Origin of the sequence: Microlunatus antarcticus, assembly GCF_014193425.1 — a bacterium.
Classification (GTDB): Bacteria; Actinomycetota; Actinomycetes; order Propionibacteriales; family Propionibacteriaceae; genus Microlunatus; species Microlunatus antarcticus.
This window is the reverse complement of record NZ_JACHZG010000001.1, coordinates 1062250-1082418: the sequence shown is the minus strand read 5'-3', so window position 1 is coordinate 1082418 and position 20169 is coordinate 1062250. Positions and strand designations below refer to the sequence as shown.

17 protein-coding genes are annotated in these 20169 nt (G+C 74.0%); 9 read left to right on the top strand and 8 right to left on the bottom strand.

What is annotated here, in order from left to right:
* Positions 1-22: 22 nt before the first annotated feature.
* Positions 23-385, bottom strand: coding sequence for a PRC-barrel domain-containing protein (locus tag FHX39_RS05000; RefSeq protein WP_198423262.1), 363 nt, complete (start codon positions 383-385; stop codon positions 23-25).
* Between the two features lie 86 nt (positions 386-471).
* Entirely contained in the window at positions 472-1452 is a 981-nt protein-coding gene (galE, locus tag FHX39_RS04995) for a UDP-glucose 4-epimerase GalE (protein ID WP_183337065.1), read from the bottom strand.
* 221 nt (positions 1453-1673) lie between these two features.
* On the opposite strand from galE, the gene FHX39_RS04990 reads away from it, so the two are divergent.
* The 3 genes from FHX39_RS04990 to FHX39_RS04980 are packed head-to-tail and all read left to right on the top strand — an operon-like array spanning position 1674 to position 5766.
* A complete protein-coding gene (locus tag FHX39_RS04990) occupies positions 1674-3029 on the top strand; it encodes an ammonium transporter (RefSeq protein WP_198423261.1) in 1356 nt (451 codons plus the stop codon).
* Positions 3026-3364, top strand: coding sequence for a P-II family nitrogen regulator (locus tag FHX39_RS04985; protein WP_183337064.1), 339 nt, complete (start codon positions 3026-3028; stop codon positions 3362-3364). Before FHX39_RS04990 ends, FHX39_RS04985 begins: the two co-directional genes overlap by 4 nt.
* Positions 3298-5766 (top strand): [protein-PII] uridylyltransferase, encoded by a 2469-nt coding sequence (locus FHX39_RS04980; RefSeq protein WP_332836932.1) that lies wholly within the window; start codon positions 3298-3300, stop codon positions 5764-5766. The genes FHX39_RS04985 and FHX39_RS04980 overlap by 67 nt, the downstream gene beginning before the upstream one ends.
* 45 nt (positions 5767-5811) lie before the next feature.
* Here the strand turns inward: FHX39_RS04980 and FHX39_RS04975 are convergent, their stop codons facing one another.
* Together FHX39_RS04975 and FHX39_RS04970 are read right to left on the bottom strand one after the other, a co-directional pair.
* Positions 5812-6762, bottom strand: a complete 951-nt coding sequence (locus FHX39_RS04975) for a carbohydrate kinase family protein (protein ID WP_183337062.1) — start codon at positions 6760-6762, stop codon at positions 5812-5814.
* 31 nt (positions 6763-6793) lie between these two features.
* Positions 6794-7843, bottom strand: a complete 1050-nt coding sequence (locus FHX39_RS04970) for a DUF4192 domain-containing protein (protein WP_183337061.1) — start codon at positions 7841-7843, stop codon at positions 6794-6796.
* A gap of 212 nt (positions 7844-8055) precedes the next feature.
* Here FHX39_RS04970 and FHX39_RS04965 point away from each other — a divergent pair, with 212 nt between their 5' ends.
* The gene (locus FHX39_RS04965; RefSeq protein WP_183340933.1) at positions 8056-8616 is read left to right on the top strand and encodes a rhomboid family intramembrane serine protease; all 561 of its coding nucleotides are present in this window, start codon (positions 8056-8058) and stop codon (positions 8614-8616) included.
* A gap of 18 nt (positions 8617-8634) precedes the next feature.
* Here the strand turns inward: FHX39_RS04965 and FHX39_RS04960 are convergent, their stop codons facing one another.
* A complete protein-coding gene (locus FHX39_RS04960; protein ID WP_332836670.1) occupies positions 8635-9012 on the bottom strand; it encodes a response regulator in 378 nt (125 codons plus the stop codon).
* Between the two features lie 106 nt (positions 9013-9118).
* Here FHX39_RS04960 and FHX39_RS04955 point away from each other — a divergent pair, with 106 nt between their 5' ends.
* On the top strand, positions 9119-11254 hold the full coding sequence (locus tag FHX39_RS04955) for a PAS domain-containing sensor histidine kinase (RefSeq protein ID WP_183337059.1): 2136 nt from the start codon (positions 9119-9121) through the stop codon (positions 11252-11254).
* A gap of 92 nt (positions 11255-11346) precedes the next feature.
* On the top strand, positions 11347-12156 hold the full coding sequence (locus FHX39_RS04950) for a response regulator transcription factor (RefSeq protein WP_183337058.1): 810 nt from the start codon (positions 11347-11349) through the stop codon (positions 12154-12156).
* 16 nt (positions 12157-12172) lie between these two features.
* Here FHX39_RS04950 and FHX39_RS04945 read toward each other — a convergent pair whose 3' ends face one another.
* Positions 12173-12493 carry a hypothetical protein gene (locus FHX39_RS04945; protein WP_183337057.1) on the bottom strand — a complete coding sequence of 107 codons (321 nt, stop codon included), beginning with the start codon at positions 12491-12493 and terminating at the stop codon, positions 12173-12175.
* 677 nt (positions 12494-13170) lie between these two features.
* On the bottom strand, positions 13171-16509 hold the full coding sequence (locus tag FHX39_RS04940; RefSeq protein ID WP_183337056.1) for a DEAD/DEAH box helicase: 3339 nt from the start codon (positions 16507-16509) through the stop codon (positions 13171-13173).
* A gap of 175 nt (positions 16510-16684) precedes the next feature.
* On the opposite strand from FHX39_RS04940, the gene FHX39_RS04935 reads away from it, so the two are divergent.
* Both FHX39_RS04935 and FHX39_RS04930 read left to right on the top strand, forming a co-directional pair.
* Positions 16685-16912 (top strand): BatC protein, encoded by a 228-nt coding sequence (locus tag FHX39_RS04935; protein WP_183337055.1) that lies wholly within the window; start codon positions 16685-16687, stop codon positions 16910-16912.
* 105 nt (positions 16913-17017) lie between these two features.
* Positions 17018-18232, top strand: a complete 1215-nt coding sequence (locus tag FHX39_RS04930) for a cupin domain-containing protein (protein WP_183337054.1) — start codon at positions 17018-17020, stop codon at positions 18230-18232.
* 1 nt (position 18233) lies between these two features.
* Here the strand turns inward: FHX39_RS04930 and FHX39_RS04925 are convergent, their stop codons facing one another.
* Positions 18234-19433 carry a PQQ-dependent sugar dehydrogenase gene (locus FHX39_RS04925; protein ID WP_183337053.1) on the bottom strand — a complete coding sequence of 400 codons (1200 nt, stop codon included), beginning with the start codon at positions 19431-19433 and terminating at the stop codon, positions 18234-18236.
* A 136-nt stretch (positions 19434-19569) separates the two neighbouring features.
* Between FHX39_RS04925 and FHX39_RS04920 the strand changes: the two genes are divergently transcribed.
* A complete protein-coding gene (locus FHX39_RS04920) occupies positions 19570-20169 on the top strand; it encodes a M73 family metallopeptidase (RefSeq protein ID WP_183337052.1) in 600 nt (199 codons plus the stop codon).

The following is a 20169-nucleotide window of genomic DNA, read 5'->3' as shown; positions in this document are numbered from 1 at the left end:
CCCGTCGGCCGGTCGGAGGAGGTCAGCGGCGGCCGAGGCGACGCTCGCCGCTCGCGCCGCGCTCGTAGACCAGGCCGTAGTGCGCGTACAGGTCGGGCTCCTGCTCGGAGCTGAGCTCGCCGTCGGTCTCGATGGACGGGGCGTCCTTGGCCGTCTTCTTGTCGGCGGTCACGCGCACCTGCTTGGGGCTCACCGTGGCCCCGACCAGGGGGACGAAGACGAGCTTGGCCGGGACGCCGCGCTTGACGCTGGCGAAGGCGGGCTGGTCGGTCGAGGTGTCGAAGTAGACGCCCTCGAGCGAGCCGATCTTGGACCCGGACCCGTCGACCACGTTGAGGCCCTGCCACTCCCGGATGTCGCCGACCTCGACCACGTTGCCGCTCACGCTCGTTCTCCCTCGCACCGGCGGCCTCGTGGCCGCGCCCCGCGAGCCTAGTGGGCGCGACCGAGGTCCGGCGGGAGCGGTGGCGCTCAGCGCGAGTGGCGTTCCTGCGCCTCCCAGGCGCTCGCGACCATGTCGCGCAGCGAGTGCCGCATCTCCCACTCCAGGTCGCGCGCGGCGAGCTCGCCCGAGGCCACGATGCGGGCCGGGTCGCCGGGCCGGCGGGGGGCGACGGAGGGGGTGAAGTCGACGCCCGTGACCTCGGCGGCGACGTCCATGATCTGGCGCACCGAGACGCCGTCGCCGCTGCCGAGGTTGTAGACGGCCTCGAGCGCGGTGCCCGCCTCGAGGGCGTGCGCCGCCACGACGTGGCTGTGGGCCAGGTCGGCGACGTGGACGTAGTCGCGGACGCAGGTGCCGTCGGGGGTCGCGTAGTCGTCGCCGTTGATCCGGGGCGTCTCGCCGCGCGCCAGCATGCCGAGCACCAGCGGGAAGAGGTTGTGCGGGCTGGTGTCGTAGAGGTCCGGGGTCGCCGAGCCGACCACGTTGAAGTAGCGCAGCGACGTGTGGCGCAGGTCGGTGCCCGCCAGCTCCGCCGCCCGCGCCTGGTCGGCGATGAGCCACTCCCCGATCAGCTTGCTCTCCCCGTACGGCGACTCCGGGTGCGTCGGCGTGGCCTCGGTGACGAGGTCGACGTCGGGCGTCCCGTACGTCGCGGCGGAGCTGGAGAAGACGATCCGGCGCACGCCCGCCGCGTCCATCTGCTCGAGCAGGGTCGCGGTGGCGGTGACGTTCTGCTGGTAGGTCAGCAGCGGCTTGCTCACCGACACCCCGGCGTACTTGAAGCCCGCCAGGTGCACGACGCCGCTCACGTCGTGCTCGGCCAGGGTGTGCCGGACGAGGTCGCCGTCGAGCAGCGTGCCGCGGACGAAGGGGACGTCGGCCGGGACGAAGGACGCGTGCCCGCTGCTGAGGGAGTCGAGGACGACGACGCCCTCACCGGCCTCGCGGAACGCGCGGACCACGTGGGACCCGATGTACCCCGCACCGCCGGTGACCAGCCACGTCATCTGCATCTCCCTGTTCGGAAAGAAATCCTCACACGCGAAACCTCAGCGTCACGCACGCGTGAGAACTGTCATGCCGCCGTAACCGGCCGCACGTCCTGTGCAACACGAGTCCAGCAGAGTTCGGATCGCTATCCTCGCGCGCCGCCTCGACCGTGGCGCGGGCAGGTCCCCCGGACAGCTTCGTGTCGTCCAGCTCCAGTCCAGCTCCAGGAAGAAGCAGCATGACTCCACTCGACGTGAACTCGGGCGACACCGCCTGGATCCTCACCTCCGCCGCCCTCGTGCTCTTGATGACGCCCGGGCTCGCCCTGTTCTACGGCGGCATGGTCCGCGCCAAGACGGTGCTCAACATGATGATGATGAGCTTCGGGGCCCTGGCCTCGATCTCGGTCGTGTGGGTGCTGTGGGGCTACTCCATGGCCTTCGGCGACGACGTCGGCCTCGGGCTGCTCGGCAACCCCGGCCAGTACTTCGGGCTCAGGGGCCTGATGGAGGACACCGGCGCGAGCCTGCCGACGATGGCCTTCGTCGGCTTCCAGGCCGTGTTCGCGATCATCACCGTCGCCCTGATCTCCGGCGCCATCGCCGACCGCGCCAAGTGGGGCACCTGGATGATCTTCACGGTCGTCTGGGCGACGATCGTCTACTTCCCGGTCGCGCACTGGGTCTTCGACTTCACGGTCACCGAGGACGACGGGACGGTCTCCCACGTGGGTGGCTGGATCGCCAACAACCTCAAGGCCATCGACTTCGCCGGTGGCACCGCGGTCCACATCAACGCCGGTGTCGCGGGCCTCGCGCTGGCGATCGTGCTCGGCCGTCGTCACGGCTGGAAGCGCGACCCGATGCGGCCGCACAACCTGACCCTGGTCATGCTCGGCGCCGGTCTGCTCTGGTTCGGCTGGTTCGGCTTCAACGCCGGTTCCGCCCTGACCGCCGGTAACTCCGCCTCGGTCGTCTGGGTCAACACGATGGTCGCCACCGGCGCCGCCGCCCTGGCCTGGCTCATCACCGAGCGCATCCGTGACGGCCACGCCACCTCGCTCGGCGCCGCGTCCGGCGTCGTCGCGGGCCTGGTCGCCATCACCCCGTCCTGCTCCTCGGTGAGCCCCGTCGGCGCGATCCTCGTCGGCGCGATCGCCGGTGCCCTCTGCGCCCTGGCCGTCGGGCTGAAGTACAAGCTGAACGTCGACGACTCGCTCGACGTCGTCGGCGTGCACCTCGTCGGTGGCCTCTGGGGCACCATCGCCGTCGGCTTCTTCGCCACCGAGGCGGCCCCGGCCGGCGTGAACGGCCTGTTCTACGGTGGCGGCGTCGACCAGCTCTGGCGCCAGGTCGTCGGCGCGCTCGCGGTCCTGGTCTTCAGCTTCGTGCTCACCCTGGTCATCGGCCTCGTGCTCGAGAAGACCGTCGGCTTCCGGGTCGCCGAGGACATCGAGCTCGAGGGCGTCGACAGCGTCGAGCACGCCGAGACCGCGTACGACCTCGGCAACCTCGCCGGCACGCTCCGCTCGACCGGCGCACTGGGTGCCGCCGCTGCTCACCGCACCGATTCCGAGAAGGAGGTCCACGCGTGAAGCTCGTGACCGCGATCATCAAGCCCCACATGCTCGACGAGGTGAAGAGCGCCCTGGAGTCGTTCGGCGTCGAGGGCATGACCGTCAGCGAGGCCAGCGGCTTCGGCCGCCAGCGTGGCCACACCGAGGTCTACCGGGGGGCCGAGTACACGGTCGACCTGGTGCCGAAGGTGCGCCTCGAGGTCCTCGTCGGCGACGACGACGCGTCGGACATCATCGACGTCCTCGTCAAGAGCGCCCGGACCGGTCGCATCGGCGACGGCAAGGTCTGGTCGGTCCCGGTCGACGACGTCGTCCGGGTCCGCACCGGGGAGCGCGGGGCGGAAGCCCTCTGACGTCCGAGCCGACGACGGGCGACCTCACCGGTCGCCTGTCCCTCGGCCTCACCACCGCACGGCTCGACGTCGCGATCCGGTCCTCCTGGGCTCCCCAGGCAGGGCCGGATCGTCGGCGTTCGATGACCGCGTGCGTGGAGGAGGCCCTCGTCGACCTGTGGGACTCGGTCGACGCACCGCCCGCCGGGGTCGCCCTGGCCTGCGTCGGGAGCCTGGCCCGGCGCGAGCTCGGCCCCCGCTCCGACCTCGACCTCGTGCTGCTGCACGACGGCCGCCGACCGGGTGGGGTCGACGGGCTGAGCGAACGGCTCTGGTACCCGCTGTGGGACGCGCGGGTCAAGATGGACCACTCCGTCCGGACGCCGACCGAGTGCACGGCCGTGGCGGTCAAGGAGGTCAGCGCCGGCGTCGGGCTGCTCGACCTCCGCGTCGTCGCCGGTGACGCCGCTCTGGTCAGCAGCACCCGCACCGCGCTCCTGACGGCCTGGCGCACGAACGCCCGTCGCCGGCTGCCCGAGCTGCTCGACTCCCTCGACGAGCGGCTGGCCAAGTCCGGGGACGCCGCGTACCTGCTCGAGCCCGACCTCAAGGAGGCCCGCGGCGGTCTCCGCGACATGACGATGCTCCGCGCGCTGGCCGCGACGTGGCTCACCGACCGCCCGCACGCGACGGTCGAGGTCCCGTACGAGCGCCTCCTCGACGTGCGGGACGCCCTGCACCTCACGGCCGGCCGCGCGGTCGACCGGCTGCTCGCCGCCGAGGTGGACGAGGTCGCGACGCTGATGGGCTTCACCGACCCCGACGACCTGCGGCGCGAAGTCAGCCTCGGCGCCCGACGTATCGCCCACGCTGTCGACCTGACGGTCCGCGCCGCCCGCCAGTCGGTCCCCCAGCGGCGGGTCCTGAGCTTCGGGCGCCGGGAGCGCCGCCCGGAGTACCGCACCGCCGCGCACGGGCTGATCGTCTCCGGCAGCCAGGGCGCCGCCGAGGTGGGGCTGGCCCGCGTCGAGACGGCCGACGACCCGCTCGCCGGGCTCTGGGTCGGGGCGCTCGCCGCGAGCGAGGGCCTCACGATCTCCCCGGTCACCGCCGAGAACCTGGGCGCCCGGGTCAGCCCGCTGCCGGACCCCTGGCCCGAGGCGGGCCGGGACGCCTTCGTGACCATGCTCGCCTCCGGGCCGAACCTGCTGCCCGTGTGGGAGGCGCTCGACCTCGCCGGCTGCATCGCCTGCTGGCTGCCGGAGTGGACCCCGGTCCGCGCGCGCCCCCAGCACAACCCGCTGCACCGCCACACCGTCGACCGGCACTCCGTGCAGACCGTCGTCGAGGCGCACCGCTTCCTCACCCGCGTCGAGCGGCCGGACCTGCTCCTGCTCGCCGCCCTGCTGCACGACATCGGCAAGCTGCCGGGGGCCGGTGCGCAGCACCCGGCCGTGGGGGCCCCGATCGCCCGCGCGGCGGTCGACCGGATCGGGCTCTCGAGCGAGGACGCCGACCTCGTCGCCCTCCTCGTGCGCGAGCACCTCACGCTCGCCGAGCTCGCCACCCGCCGCGACCACGCCGACCCCAAGACGCAGGACGCGCTCGTGGCCGCGGTCGACGGGCGCAGCGAGGTGCTGACGCTGCTGCGGTTCCTGACCGAGGCCGACGCCAGGGCCGCGGGCCCGGCCGCGTGGTCGCCCTGGCGCGCCTCGCTGATCAGCTCGCTCGCCGACCAGGTCGAGGGGATGCTCGTCGACGGCGGGCCCGACGACCACGCGGTCGACCTCTCCCGCCTCGTCGACGTCGGCCTGGCCCGCTCGGTCGCCCTCGACGGCCGCCCTCGCGTCCGGGTAGAGCCGCGTCCCGGCGGGGCCGAGCTCCTCATCGCGGCGCCGGACCGGCTCGGGCTGTTCAGCGACACCGCCGGTCTCCTCGCGTCGGCCGGGGTCCCCGTCCGCGCCGCGGTGCTCCACACGGTCGACGGCGTCGCGGTCAACACCTGGCGGGTCGACCTCGAGCGCCTGGCCGACGTCCCCGACGCCGCGTTCCTCACCCAGCAGCTCGAACGCCTCGCCGCCGGCGACCGCGGCGCCCTCGAACCCGTACGCCGGCGCGAGTCCCGCGCCCGGCCGGAGCCCGCGCAGGTGCACGTCGAGGCGGTCCGCGGGGCGAGCGAGTCCGCGAGCGTGCTCGAAGTGCGCACGGGCGACCGCTCCGGCCTGCTCTGGGCGCTCGGCGCGGCGCTGAGCGGCGTCGGCCTGTCCATCCGGTCGGCGCACGTGGCGACGCTCGCCGGTCAGGCGATCGACACCTTCTACGTCACCGAGCCCGACGGGCGGCACCCCGACCCCGAGCGGGACCGTGAGGCCCTCGCCGCCCTGGTCGCCGCCGCGCGCGCCGAGGACGTCCCGGCGGTCTGACGTCCCCGCGGTCTGATGCCCCGGGAGCCAGACGTCCCGGAGACCTCAGGCGTGCGTGGCGCGGGCGATCAGCGCGTCGACCTCGGCCGCCGTCGGCGGCTGGGCGCCCTGCCGCGAGCACACGATGGACGCGGCGGCGGCACCGCGGCGCAGGCTCTCCTCCAGGGAGAGCTCCTGCTCCACCCGCGCCTCGAGGAACCCGGCCATGAAGGTGTCGCCCGCGCCCACGGTGTCGACCACCTCGGTGGGGAAGCCGGGCACCCGGGTGACGGCCCCGCCCGGCTCGACCGCGACCGAGCCGTCGGGGCCGAGCGTCACCACGGCCAGCCCGAGGCCGTACCGCTCCACCCACCCGGTGACGATCTCGACCGGGTCGGACCCGCCGGCCGCCTGGGCGAGGAACGCGATGTCCACGTCGCTGGCCTTGAGGATGCCGTCGCGCTCGCCGACCGCCCGCAGCCAGGGCTCGACGCGCGCCCAGTACTCCCCCGGGTCGGTGATGACCGTCGGCCGCACGTTGATGTCGTACGACACCCCGCTGCGCACCGAGGGCATCCAGTCGAGGAGGACCTGGTTGCCGGGGCTGACGACGCACGACAGGGAGGCGATGTGCAGCCAGTCGCCCGCGTCGAGCGCGGGCAGCTCCTCGGGCCGCCAGCCGAAGTTCGCGGTGTCGTGGAAGTGGAAGACGTAGCTCGCGACGCCGTCGTCGTCGAGGCTGACGACGGCGATGGACGTCGCCTGCGTCGACTCCGTGGCGAGGTCGAGACCGACGTCGGCCTTGACGACGTGCTCGCGCAGCTGACGGCCGAAGGAGTCGCCCGACAGCCGCCCCAGGAACTGCACCTCCGCACCCAACGTCCCCAGCGCGACGGCCGAGTTCATCGGCCCGCCCGCGGAGAGGGCCTCCCAGGTCGAGCGGAACGAGGTCGGCACGTCGGTCGACGACTCGACCAGGTCGATGAGGGTCTCCCCGCACACCACGAAGCGCGTCATGGCGGGCAATCTAGTGGCTCTCGACCCGCACTCAGCCCCCCAGCCCCAGGTCGCGCCGCAGGCCGTCGGCCATCGCGTCCCACCAGGCCGGCGGCAGCGCCCGACGGCTGACGTCGGACAGCAGCCGCCCCATCGGGTAGCGGGGGTCGAGCTCGGCCAGCCGCTCGCAGCAGGCGTTCAGCAGCGTCCCGTTGCCGCCGGCCCAGGCCGCCACCCCGACCAGGCAGAGCGGCGCCGACGCGAGGTCGGGCGGCGTGCGGGCGACGACCTGCTGCCACAGGGCCAGGTGGCGGGGCGCGTCCTCCCGCGTCACCAGCGCGCAGGCGACGTCGCGGACGAGGGTGTCGCGCACGAGCAGCGCGAGCTCCAGGCACGCCGCGTCGTCCAGCCGGGCGACCCGAGCCGCCCGTCCCTCCTCGTCCGCGCCCGCCGCCGGCCCTGCCTCGAGGTGCGGCAGCGCCGCCACCACCGCCCGCCCGAGCGCGTCCTGCCGCGCGGTCCGGCTCTCGCGGGCGAGCCGGCTGCGGATCGGACGGGCCAGCCGCCCGAGCGCCGCCCACTCCTCCTCGTCCGGCCCGCCCACGGTCGCGACGACGGCGGCACGGTCGGGGCGGGCGACCAGTCCGGCCCAGACCGCCTCGGCGCTCAGCGGGTGGTCCCCCGGCGCGTACGGGTTGCCCTCGGACGGGCAGCAGCCGGTCGAGCGGTCGAGCGACCACCACCGCTCGCCGTCCACCAGGAGGAGGTCGACGAGGTCGACGTCGGTCAACCGCTCGGCCTGGTCCCGCAGGGCGGCGCGGCCCCGGTCCGCGTCGGCGCAGTAGACGACGAGCACCAGACCGGTCGGGCGGTGCTGGTCGACGAGGTCCGCGACGTCGAGGTCGAGGTGGTCACCGAGGTCGTAGCGCGCGGTGAGCCGGACGCGGCCCGACTCGAGGAACAGCGCGACCAACGACTCCTGCGGGTGGAAGCCGAGCAGGAACGGGACGGCCGCGAGCAGGTCCGAGGGCCGCCGGGCCTTCAGCCGGACGGGTCCGTCGGGCTCGGACGGGGGGACGGCGGGTGAGTACGAGGTGGTCACGTCTGCACTGTGGTGACGGGGCCACCGTCCGGGTCGCCTCCCGCGGCCCGTCTGTGGACGACCCGCCACGACGTCGTGGCCCTGTGGACGACCGGCACGTCCGCACCGCGCACGACGCCGGGCTTGCGGGGGCCGGGCACCCTGGATGAAGCAACCCGACGGAGGAGCCCATGACGACCCAGCCGGTCCGCCCCCTGCACGCCGCCGTGGCCATGGCCGTGCTGCTCGCCGGCCTCTGGGTGGTCGAGGGCCTCGACCAGCTCAGCGGCAACGCGCTGGACACGTACGGGATCCACGCCCGCGAGCTCGACGGGCTGCCCGAGATCTTCACCGCCCCGCTGCTGCACGCCGGGTGGGACCACCTGGCGAGCAACTCGGTGCCGTTCTTCGCCTTCGGCGCCCTGGTCCTGCTGGGCGGCGTCGCGCGCTGGGTCGCCGCCTCCCTGGTCAGCGTCGTGTCGTCGGGGCTGACCGCGTGGCTGCTCACCCCGGCCGGGACGATCGTGCTCGGCGCGAGCGGGCTGATCTTCGGCTGGCTGACCTACCTGCTCGTCCGCGGCATCTGGTCGCGCCGCCCGGGCCAGGTGGTGCTGGCGCTGGCGATCCTCTTCGTCTACGGAGGCCTGCTCTGGGGCGTCCTGCCCACCACCGCCGGGGTCAGCTGGCAGGCCCACCTCGGTGGTGCCGTGGGTGGTGTGGTCGCGGCGTGGCTGCTGCACCGGCGTGACGTCCAGCGGCGCCCGACCGCACCGGCGACCGCGCTCTACGGCTGAGCCGCCGGGTCGGCCCGCTCAGTCCGGCCAGCCGAGCAGCGCGCTGACCTGGGCCGACAGCCGCATGGCGTCGAAGGGCTTGGCGATCACCCCGGCCAGCCCCTCGCCCGTCCAGCCGAGCGTGTTGTTCTTGGCCGTCAGGTAGATCACGGGGATGTCGTGGGTGGCCGCGTCGCGCCGCAGGGCGGCGAAGGTGCTCGGCCCGTCCTGGCCGGGCATCATCACGTCGAGCATGATCGCGTCGGGGTGCTCGACCCGGGCCTTCTCGTGCGCCTCCACCCCGGACGCGGCGGTGCTCACCGACCAGCCGGCCACGAGCTCCAGCGACGCCTTCGCGACCTCGCGCAGCAGCTCGTCGTCGTCGACCACGAGCACCCGCCGGACCGGTCCCGTCACGCTGGTCATCGTAGGGTGCCGCCGACCTGGGTGACAGGCTCGCCCCCGACCGGCAGAGCGCCGCGAGCACCTCGCGGACGGGGTGCCGGGTGGTATTTTTACGGGCATGGAGGTCCACCTCGACCCCCAGGACAGGGCGGTCCGTCGGCTCCGGCTCATGGGCCTGGCCGTCGCCCTCGTGCTCGCGGTGCTCGCCGTGGTCCTCGTCAGCGACCTCCCGCACCGCGTCCGGCAGACCGTCACCCTGACGACGCTGGCCCTGAGCGGGGTCGTCGCCGCCCTCGGCTTCCGCCGCCGGATCCTGGCCAGCACGGGTCGACGGCAGCGGGCGTACCTCCTCTTCGCCGGCGCGTGCCTGCTCGCCACGACGTCGAACCTGCTCCAGCTGGTCCTGCCGCGCGCGACCGCCCCCGGGCGGGTGATGCCCGGCGACGTCGTCCTGACGCTCGCCCTGGCCGTCGGCGTCGCCGGGATGGTCCACTTCCCCAGCCGGGCCCGGCGGACGACCGACGTGACGCGGATGATCCTCGACGGGATCGTGATCGGCGGCTCGATCCTGCTCGTCGCCGACGTCACGCTCTTCCCGGACCTGCTCGTCGACAACCCCGGGGGCTGGCCGCTGCTGGTCGTCCCGGTGACGGACGTGGTGCTGGCCACGCTCGCGACGCTGCTCTACCTGCGCTCGCGCCGCGACCACCTCATGCTGGGGCTCCTCGCCCTGAGCTTCTTCTGCTTCGCCGCCTCCGACTTCGGCTTCGCCTTCGTGGCGGCGTCGGGGCGGCAGTTCACGTACGGGTCGATCGTCGACGCCGGCTGGCTCTCGGGCTACCTGCTGCTGGTGCTGGCGATCTGGGTGCCGGCGCACGGTCCCGTCGAGCCGGACGTCGTCACCACCGAGAAGTCGCCGGTGCTGAGCACGGCGGTCATGTTCGTGCTCTTCCTGGTCGGGCTCGGCATCACGCTCGTCAAGTTCAGCAGCGAGGGCGTCAGCCTGCCGGCCGTCGTCCTGCTGCTGCTCGTGGTGCTCGCGGTGCTCGCCCGGCAGAGCCTGCTCGGGATCGACAACGACCGGCTGCGGCGCCGGCTCGAGGAGCGCGTCGCGGAACGCACCCGGTCCCTGCGCCAGATCACGGCGCGGACCGACCTGATGGTCGACTCGGTCGGCGAGGGCATCTACGGCGTGGACCCCGACGGGCTCATCACCTTCGTCAACCCGGCGGCCGCGCACGCGCTCGGCTACGCCGCCGAGGACCTGACCGGCTGCGACGCGCACACGACGTTCCACGCGCGGGGACCGGACGGAGAGCTGCTGCCCAAGGACCAGTGCTACATCGCCGAGGCCGTGCGCGAGGGTCTCGTCGCCACGTCGGAGGACGACAGCTACGTCCGCCGCGACGGCCGCCTGCTCCCCGTCGAGGTCACCACCACCCCGCTGACCGAGGACGACACGGTGGTCGGGGCGGTCGTCATCTTCCGCGACGTGACGCAGCGCCGGGAGGTGGAGCGACTGAAGTCCGAGTTCGTCTCCATGGTCAGCCACGAGCTCCGCACCCCGCTCACCGCGATCCAGGGGTCGCTGGGCCTCATCTCCGGCGGAGCGCTCGGTCCGCTGCCCGCCGGTGCCGCGCGGATGCTGGAGATCGCCTCGATCAGCGCGCACCGGCTCAACCGGCTGGTGGACGACATCCTCGACATCGAGCGCATCGAGTCCGGCGTCCTGGTGCTCCAGCCCGCGTGGCAGGACGCCCGCGTGCTCGTCGGCGCCGCGGCCGAGCAGATGCAGGTGCTGGCCGTCGAGGCCGGGGTCGAGCTGCGGGTCGGGACCGTGTCGGGCGCGGTGCACGCCGACCCGGACCGGGCGACGCAGACCCTGATCAACCTGCTCGGGAACGCCCTCAAGTTCTCCTACCCCGGCGGCCTCGTCGAGATCACCGCCTGGGCGGGCGACGACGTCGTCGAGTTCTGCGTCACCGACCAGGGCCGCGGGATCCCCGACGACCGGCTGGAGCGGATCTTCAACCGCTTCGAGCAGGTGGACTCCAGCGACGCGCGCGAGAAGGGCGGCTTCGGGCTGGGGCTCGCCATCAGCCGCAGCCTCGTGGAGCGTTCCGGGGGCCGCATCTGGGCCACCAACAACGCCGACCGCGGGGCGACCCTGCACTTCACCCTGCCGCGTGCGGCCGACCGCCCCGAACGAGATCCTTCGACGGTCGAAGCAGTTCCGGCCTCGGCGGGTGCCTGAGGGATGGCGGACATGATTTTCGGCCACTTCGTGGTGCTCGGATCTGCCCGCCGTGCACCGCGAACGGCAACGGTGTCGGTACGGTGACCAGCATGGCAGCCGAGCCGGAACGCGTCGCGGTCGTGATCGAGGACGACGCCGACATCCGGAACCTCCTCGCCGCCATCCTCGACCAGGCCGGTTTCACCTGCCACACGTGCGAGTCCGGGGCCGAGGGCATCGAGGCCGTCCGGACGTACGACCCGATCCTCACCACGCTCGACATCAGCCTGCCCGGCATCGACGGCTTCGAGGTCGCGCGCCAGATCCGGGCCTTCAGCTCGACGTACATCATCATGCTGTCGGCCCGCGACGAGGAGATCGACACCTTGATGGGCCTGGACGCTGGGGCCGACGACTACCTGACCAAGCCCTTCCGGCCGCGGGAGCTGCGCGCCCGGATCGAGGCCATGCTCCGGCGCTACGTGACCCCCGTGCAGGCCGCGGCCGCCTCGGGCACCGCGCCGGCGCCGGTGGCCGCCACGGCGCCGACGACCGCGGCACCGCCGCCCCAGCCCGAGGAGGACGAGACCGGGGGCTGGCTGAGCCACAACGGCCTGCGGATCAACTCGGACATGTGGCTCGTCGACCTCGACGGGGCTCCGTTGGAGCTCACGCGCAGCGAGTTCGACCTGCTGCTGGCGATCATGTCGGGCAACCGTCGGGTCATCTCCAAGGACACGCTGGCTCTGGAGCTGCGGGGCGACTACGCCAGCAGCGGCTACGTCAGCGACTCCGACCGGCGGGCGGTGGAGGTCCACATGGCCAACCTGCGGCGCAAGCTCAACGACCCCGTCGCCTCGCCGCGCTACATCGAGACGGTGCGCGGCGTCGGCTACCGCCTCGCCGACTCCCGCCGCTGAGCCCGTCCCGCCGCGCTCAGTCCGACGACGCGGGTGCCGGCTCGGGCACCCCGACGAGATCGTTCCGCGTCCGTTCCGCCTCGACGGTGACGTCGGCGAGCAGCGACGGCACCGTGTCGCGGTCGCCCTGCTCGACGGCTTCGCGGAGCCGCCCGGCCGCCTGCGCCAGGACGGTCGCCCCGACCATGACGCTGGTCGACTCCAGGCTCAGCAGCGCGACGTGCGCGGTCATGAAGTTCCGCTGCTCGAGGTGGCTCCGGATCGACGCGACCCGGTGGTCGAGCAGCTCGAGGTAGTCGTGGACGAAGCGCGCCATCATGGCGTCGTGCTCGGCCATCGGGCCTCCTGGTGAGCCGGCGTGAGCCGGCGCGAGCGGTGGGCGACCCTCCGAGACCGGTCCACGACCGGCTCCGTCCGGAGGTTCGCAGGACGTCTGCGACGCGAGCCCGGCATCTCCCCACCGCACTCGTCCGCCACCACCGGTTCTTCCCCTCGTCGATCCGGTCGGCCGCGGCCCCTGCGTTCCCCCGAACGCCCCTGCATCCCCCTTCACGTCGCATCCCCCCGCGACGCTTCCTGCGTGTGCACTTCCGACCCTCGGACGGCGTCGTACGTCACCGTCCACCCCCGTGCCGGTCGTTCCCCGATGAGACCTGAAGGACCTCCTCGTCCGTCAGCCGTGCTCCCCCCACAAGCCGGTGACCGCCTGACGGCGGGACTCCGGCCCAGACACGGTCGGTCCCTCCCCCGAGGCGACGACCTGGCCCTCGCGGGTCCTGCGTCGTCCCGGTGCCGTGGCCCCGGGCTCCCGCGTCGACCGACGAGATGCTGTCCTCTCCGGGGGCTCTCGTCCCCGGATGCGACCGATCCTCGTCGTGCTGTCTCTGCTCTGGGAACGGCTCCGGCTAAGGGTTCCTCAGGGTTTGCTCAAGTACCTGCGGAACCGCGTTCATTCCCCACCCGGCTGAATTGCCGGGTGCGGAAGGGGTCCCCACGGGGTCGGGAGGCCACCGCTCAGGCGGCGAGGAGCTCCCGGATGTCGTCGGCGCCCAGCTCGGCCCCGCCGAGAGCGTCGGCGTCGAAGACCGAGCCGAACAGCTCCGCCTTGCGGGCCTTGAGCGCCATCACCTTCTCCTCGATGGTGTCCTTGGCCACCATCCGGTAGACCATCACCTTGCGCGTCTGCCCGATCCGGTGCGCCCGGTCGACGGCCTGCGCCTCGGTCGCCGGGTTCCACCAGGGGTCGAGCACGAAGCAGTAGTCGGCCTCGGTGAGGTTGAGCCCGAACCCGCCCGCCTTGAGGCTGATCAGGAAGACCGGCGCCGCGCCGGTCCGGAACCGTTCCACGACCTGCTCGCGGTGGGTCGTCGAGCCGTCGAGGTAGGCGTGCTCGATCCCCGCCTGCTCGAGCCGCTCCCGGATCCGGCCCAGGAAGCTCGTGAACTGGCTGAAGACCAGCGCACGGTGGCCCTCGGCGACCAGCTCGGTCAGGTCGTCGAGGAGCATCTCGACCTTGGCCGCCGGGATGTCGGCGTGCGCCTCGTCGACCAGCGCCGGGTCCAGGCAGAGGCGGCGCAGCAGGGTCAGCGACCGCAGCACGGTGAACCGGTTGCGGTCGAGGTCGTCCAGCAGACCGAGCACCTTCTGGCGCTCGCGCTGCAGGTGGGTCTGGTAGACGCGCATGTGCCGCGGTGCGAGCTCGACCTCGACGACCTGCTCCTGCTTGGGCGGCAGGTCGGCGGCCACCGCCTGCTTCGTACGCCGCAGCAGGAACGGCCGGACCCGACGCTGCAGCTGCCGCAGCTTGTCGGTGTCGTGGTCCCGCTCGATCGCGCGGCGGTAGAACTGCGAGAACCGTTGCGGCGACGGGAACAGCCCCGGCGCGGTGACCGACAGCAGCGACCAGAGGTCCATCAGGCTGTTCTCGAGCGGCGTCCCGGTGATGGCGAGGGCGAACGGGGCGTCGACCCGTCGCGCCGCCTGGTACGTCTTCGCCCGGTGGTTCTTGACGAACTGGGCCTCGTCCAGCACGAGCCCCGACCACGCCAGCGCGGCGATCTCGTCGGCGTCGAGCCGCAGGAGCGCGTACGACGTCACCACCACGTCGGCGCCGGCGGCGAGCTCGGCCAGCGAGCCGCGGCGCCGCGCCCGCGAGTCGAGGGTCACCACCCGCAGCGACGGGACGAACCGGGCTGCCTCGCCGACCCAGCCCGGCACGACGCTGGTCGGCGCGACGACGAGGAACGGCGGCGCCGCGGGCTGCTCGAGCCGGGCCTGGGCCACCAGCGCGAGCGTCTGGACGGTCTTGCCCAGCCCCATGTCGTCGGCGAGGATCCCGCCGAGCCCGTTCGACCAGAGGGTGTGCAGCCAGGCGTAGCCCTCGCGCTGGTACGGCCGCAGGTCGGCCAGCAGCGTCGGCGGCAGCTCCGGCGCTCCGGTCGGCCCGCCGTCCGCCAGACCGCGGACGGCGCGGCTCCACCGCGCCGCCTGCGAGGCGACGACGCCGAGGTCGACGAGGTCCTCCCACAGCGACACCTGGAAGCGGTTGATCGTGAGCTCGCCGGAGTCGCGGTCGGCCAGCGAGCGGGACTCCTCGATGAGGTCGCGGAGCCGGTCGAGGCCGGGTCGCTGGAGGCTGAACCACACCCCGCTCTCGAGCACCAGGTGCTCCTCGCCCTGGCTGAGCGCCACGAAGAGCTGGTCGAAGGGCACCCGCTCGCCCTCGACGGACACCTCGACGTGCAGGTCGAACCAGTCGGCGGTGTCGGCACGCTCGGTCGCGCTCACCGCGATCGCCGGCTCGGCGACGGACTCGCGGTAGCCCGGCAGGTCCCCCACCAGCTCCACCAGGACCCCCGCGGCCTCGAGGCCGGGCAGGACGCGCTCGACGAAGAGCGCGGCGTCGAGCCCGTCCAGCAGCGCGTGCGCCGCCGGGGTCGCGGGTGAGCTGCCCGGCTCCTGCAGGACGGGCGTCGTCGCGTACGGCAGCGGGAGGTCGACGAGCAGCGCCCGCTCGGCGGCGGCGTCGCGCAGCCGACCGGCCCCCGGGTCGTCGAGGTCGTAGCTGGTGCCCGGGCCGGGCGACCCGGGGGCGACGTAGCGGAAGCACCAGTCGAGCCGGACCCGGTGCTCGTCGCGCGGGGTCACGGTCAGGGCGAGGCGCGGCGGGACGTCGAGCGGCAGCGCCACGCTGCCGTCGCGCGAGCCGACCGGGGCGTGGCGCCGCAGCCCGGGGACGTACTCGTCGAGGAAGCGCTCCTCGTCGGTCCGGGGCACCAGCAGCGGCCTTGCGCCGACGACCATCGAGCGCAGCTCGCGGGGCAGCAGGCGGTCGAGGCGCGCGACGGTGAGCTGCTGGTCGGCCCCCACCGTGTAGACGCCGTGCGCCGGCTCGCCCAGCACCCCGACCGACGTCAGCTCGACGCGGTCCTCGCCCACCCGGACCCGCGGCCCCACCAGCAGGCCGACCTGCTCCACGCGGCGGACGTCGATCGAGACCTCGGCGCTCGCCAGCACCTCGAGCGTGCGCAGCGGGTCCTCCACCACGACCTCGAGCCCGGCCGCACCGACCTGGTCGAGCAGCGACCAGAAGGCGCTGCTGACCGTCTGCAGGGAGAGCCACGGGTTGCGCGGCAGGGCGTTGCGAGCGCCGGCCCCGGCGGCGGCCCTGAACTGGAGCAGCAGCTCACGGTGGGCGGGCACGTACGAGCGGGCGACGAAGTCGAGGTCCTCCCAGGAGATGCCCGAGCGGACCCACCCTCCGCCCCGGCCACGCCGCACCGGACGTGCGCGCAGGTCGAGCCGGCCCGCGTAGCCGCGGTGGGCCGGGATGCGCTCGACGCCGAGCTCGAGCCCGAGGGGTGCCACCTCCACCGACGCGACGGGCGGAGCTGCGGCCACCAGCGGCCCGAGCACCCGCTCCCACTCGGCCCGCTCGACCCGCGGGCCGGGACCCTGCTGGTGGCGGGCGACGACCAGGACGGCGGCCGCGTGCTTGCAGTCCATGGCGACCGGGCAGCTGCACCGGCTGCGGTGGACGGTGGTGGACCCGGACGGGGACGACGCCAGGAACACGGTGACCTCGTAGTCGTCGCGGTGGTGGCCTCGGACCCGGCCCGACACCGTACGGGCCGCGTCGTCGACCTCCACGTGGCTCACGTGCCCGGACCGGACGGCGACCATCGCCCGGGCGAACGCCTCCGGTCCGACCAGGGCGTTGATCGCGGCGTCGCCGAGCGCGGCGGCCACGCCCCCGCCGGCCGCGCCGGAGGTCACCGCGGAGGGCGCCTCGGGGGCCGCGAGGAGCCCGGAGAGCGCCGCCTCCGCCTCCTCGAACACCTCGTCGCCCCGCATGCTCGCGATGCTAACCGGGGCCTCCGACAGAACCGGGTGGCGCGAGCGGGTGGGAAACCACCCCTCCCCACCACCGCGTGGACCGGGGTGGTTGCATGTGCCCAGGGCGCCGATCAGGCGCGTCACCGCGGTCCGTCAGCTCTGACGGGACCGCACACGAGCAGACGGAGGGCTTATGAGCGACAGCAGCCTCGAAGGACCGGCCGACGGCGGAGCCGAGGGCATCCCGGGCCACCAGGACGGCGGAGCTGACGGCGGGGCCGAGGGTCCCGCTGACGGTGGCGCCGAGGGCACCCCGGGCGTCCAGGACGGTGGAGCCGACGGCGGGGCCGAGGGTCCCGCCGACGGTGGCGCCGACGGCACCCCGGGCGTGAGCGACGGCGGAGCCGACGGCAGCGCCTAGCCACATCTGTGCGGACGGTGCCCGGCCTCCTGGCCGGGCACCGTCTGTCGTTCACCCCCGATCCACCCAGCCCCTCAGCACCACCGCACCCCACGTGAGGACCCCGTGCCCCTGCCCGACGACGCCACCCCGGCCCTCGACCGGCTGGTCGCGACCGACCCGGCCACGTTCGCCGGGCAGCACTGGGGCCGCCAGGCGCTGCTGAGCCGCGCGGGCGACCTGCCGCGGCCGTTCACCGACCTGCTGGACGAGCGCAGCGTCGACGAGCTCGTCTCCGAGCGCGGGCTGCGCGCACCGTTCCTCCGGGTGGCCAAGAGCGGCCAGACCCTCGGCGACCGCGCCTTCACCGCCCCCGGCGGCGTCGGGGCCGGCATCGCCGACCAGGTGAGTGACAGCAAGCTCGTCGCCCTGTTCGGCGGCGGCGCGACCCTCGTCCTCCAGGGCCTGCACCGCGTCTGGCCGCCGATCATCGACTTCGTCGGGGCGCTGGCCGAGGAGCTGGGGCACCCGGTCCAGGCCAACGCGTACGTCACCCCGCCGCAGAACCAGGGCTTCGACGACCACTACGACGTGCACGACGTCTTCGTGCTCCAGGTCTCCGGCGCCAAGCGCTGGCGCATCCACGCCCCGGTCTGGGAGTCGCCGCTGCGCGACCAGCCGTGGACCGACCGCCGCGCCGCCGTGCAGCGCGCCGCCGCCGAACCGCCGCTCATCGAGGCCGTCCTCGAGCCCGGCGACTGCCTCTACCTGCCGCGCGGCTTCCTCCACGCGGCCACCGCGCTCGGGGGCGTCAGCACGCACCTCACCCTCGGCGTCCACACCTGGACCCGGCTGAGCCTCGCCGAGCAGCTCACGGCCCAGGCCCTCCGCTCGCTGGCCGGCGACGCCGACCTGCGCGCGTCGCTCGCCCTCGGCACCGACCCCACCCGGCCGGACACGCTCGCCCCCGACGTCGAACGCGTCCGGGCCGCCCTGCTCGAGGCCGTGCGGACCGCTGACCTCGACACGGTGGTGGCGGCCCTGGCCCGGTCCGAGCGCGACTCCCGCCGCCCGGCCCCGGTGGGCCCGCTGCGCCAGCTCGACACCGCGGCCGCGCTCGAGCCGTCGACGAGCCTCCGCCTGCGCGAGCACCTCGCCGCGTCGCTCGACCAGACGGGTGGACGCAGCGTGCTGCGCAGCCGGGCGGGCGAGCTGGCGCTCGAGGAGTCCGACGTGGCGCCGGTCAAGACCCTGCTCGACGAGGGCCGTACGCGGGTGTCCGACCTCGGCGAGGACCTGGCCCGACGCCTCCTCCTCGGCGCGGTCGTCGTCGCGGGCTGACCTACAACTTCACCCGCAGGATCTTGTCGTCGTCCCGACCGGGCGTACGCCGTCCGTCGGTGTTGCTCGTGGTCATCCAGAGCGACCCGTCCCGCGCGACGGCGACGTTCCGGATGCGGCCGTGGTCGCGGGCGAAGTGCGCCTTCGGCTTCGCCGCGTCCGTGCCGTCCAGCGCCACCGAGAACAGGCACTGACCCTGCAGCGCGCCGACGAACGCGGTCGAGCGCGTGATGGCGAGCCCGGCGGGTGAGCAGCTGCTGGTGGGCGACCAGGTGGCGGCCGGGCTCGCGTACGCGTCGTTCGAGCTCCGGCCCTCGACGCGCGGCCAGCCGTAGTTGCGGCCCTTGACGATCCGGTTGAGCTCGTCCGCGCGCTTGTCGCCGAACTCGGTCGCCCACAGCCGCCCCGACGCGTCGAAGGCCAGGCCCTCGACGTTGCGATGGCCGTAGCTCCACGTCCGGTTGCCGTACGGGTTGCCCGACGCGGCCCGCCCGTCGGGCCGCAGCCGCAGGATCTTGCCGGCGAGCGACCCCTTCTGCTGGGCCAGCGCGGAGTCCTCGGCGTCGCCCACGCTGACGAAGAGGGTGCCGTCCGGGGCGAAGAGCAGCCGGCCGCCGTGGTGGTGGACGCTCGTCGGGATGCCGGTGAGGAGGGCCTTGGGCCGGCCCACCCTCCCGCCCCGGATGCTCAGCCGGACCAGCCGGTTGTCCGAGGCCGACGTGAGGTAGGCGAAGACGGTGTCCTCGTCGCCGGGCGCGAGGGCGATCCCGAGCAGCCCGCCCTCGCCGATCCCGGTGGCCGGCGCCACGCCCGCGACCTCGCCGAGCCGCGTCACCTTTCCCTTCGGCGTGATGCGGAGCAACCGGGCGCGGTCGCGCTCGGAGACGAGCGCGTCGCCGTTGGCGAAGAACGCCATCCCCCACGGCACGTCCAGGTCCTCGGCCACCGTCCCCGCGACGTCGGGGTCGGGCGGTCCGGTCGGCGTGGCCTTCGCCGTGGGCGTCGGGCTGGGGGTCGCGCTCGGGCTGGGGCTCGCGGAGGCCGTCGGCGTCACGCTCGGGGACGACGGCGCGACGCTGCCGGGGGCCGGCGGCACGGCCGGGGCCGGCGACCCGCTGCCGCACCCGGCGAGGCCGCCGACGGCGAGCCCGGCCACCCCGAGCAGGAGGTGTCGACGGTCGAGGTCGGCGGGACGGGACATCACCCGAGTGTGCCGCGGCCCGGCCGCGGCCGCACAGGTCGACCCGTCGGTCCCCGACCACCCACGGCCGCTCGGTTATCCTCGGGATGGCCGCGGGGGCGGCCTCCCGTCCGCAGCAGAGGTCCTGGAGTCCCCCGTGAAGCCCCCGTCGCGCCGAGCCGTACGCCGCAGCCGCTGGCTGGTCTGGCCGGTGTCGGCGCTCCTGGCCCTCGGGGTGGTGGGCCAGGCCTCGTACTCCGCGTTCAGCGCGAGGACGAGCATCCCGAGCAACAGCCTGGCCGCGGGAACCGTCGTGCTCGGGGACGACGACAGCGGCTCCGCCCTGTTCAGCGCGACCGGCCTGAAGCCGGGGGCGTCCGGCTCGCGGTGCGTCGCCGTCACCTCGACCGGCTCGCTGGCGTCCTCGGTCAAGCTCTACGCGACGGACGTCGCCGGCACGAAGAGCCTGGCGACCTATCTCGGCTGGACGGTCACGCAGGGCACGGGCGGCACCTACAGCACCTGCTCGGGCTTCACCGCGCTCTCCTCCGGGTCGTCGGTCTACTCCGGGACGCTCGCCGGGTTCACGGGCTCGGCCACGACCTACGGCAGCGGGCTCGGCACCTCGTCACCCACCGGCAGCGCCTCGGAGACCCGGACCTTCCAGTTCACGTACACCGTCAGCACGACCATCCCCGACTCCGCCCAGGGCGGGACCGCGACCTTCGGTCTCACCTGGGAGGCGCAGAACACCTGA

What these genes read in the sequence shown, in the direction of transcription:
- FHX39_RS04925 (WP_183337053.1), bottom strand. Translation starts at nt 19,433, where the DNA reads ATGTCCCGTCCCGCCGACCTCGACCGTCGACACCTCCTGCTCGGGGTG.
- FHX39_RS04945 (WP_183337057.1), bottom strand. Translation starts at nt 12,493, where the DNA reads ATGGCCGAGCACGACGCCATGATGGCGCGCTTCGTCCACGACTACCTC.
- FHX39_RS04935 (WP_183337055.1), top strand. Translation starts at nt 16,685, where the DNA reads ATGAGCGACAGCAGCCTCGAAGGACCGGCCGACGGCGGAGCCGAGGGC.
- FHX39_RS04965 (WP_183340933.1), top strand. Translation starts at nt 8,056, where the DNA reads ATGGCCGTGCTGCTCGCCGGCCTCTGGGTGGTCGAGGGCCTCGACCAG.
- FHX39_RS04990 (WP_198423261.1), top strand. Translation starts at nt 1,674, where the DNA reads ATGACTCCACTCGACGTGAACTCGGGCGACACCGCCTGGATCCTCACC.
- galE (WP_183337065.1), bottom strand. Translation starts at nt 1,452, where the DNA reads ATGACGTGGCTGGTCACCGGCGGTGCGGGGTACATCGGGTCCCACGTG.
- FHX39_RS04955 (WP_183337059.1), top strand. Translation starts at nt 9,119, where the DNA reads ATGGAGGTCCACCTCGACCCCCAGGACAGGGCGGTCCGTCGGCTCCGG.
- FHX39_RS04975 (WP_183337062.1), bottom strand. Translation starts at nt 6,762, where the DNA reads ATGACGCGCTTCGTGGTGTGCGGGGAGACCCTCATCGACCTGGTCGAG.
- FHX39_RS04940 (WP_183337056.1), bottom strand. Translation starts at nt 16,509, where the DNA reads ATGCGGGGCGACGAGGTGTTCGAGGAGGCGGAGGCGGCGCTCTCCGGG.
- FHX39_RS04950 (WP_183337058.1), top strand. Translation starts at nt 11,347, where the DNA reads ATGGCAGCCGAGCCGGAACGCGTCGCGGTCGTGATCGAGGACGACGCC.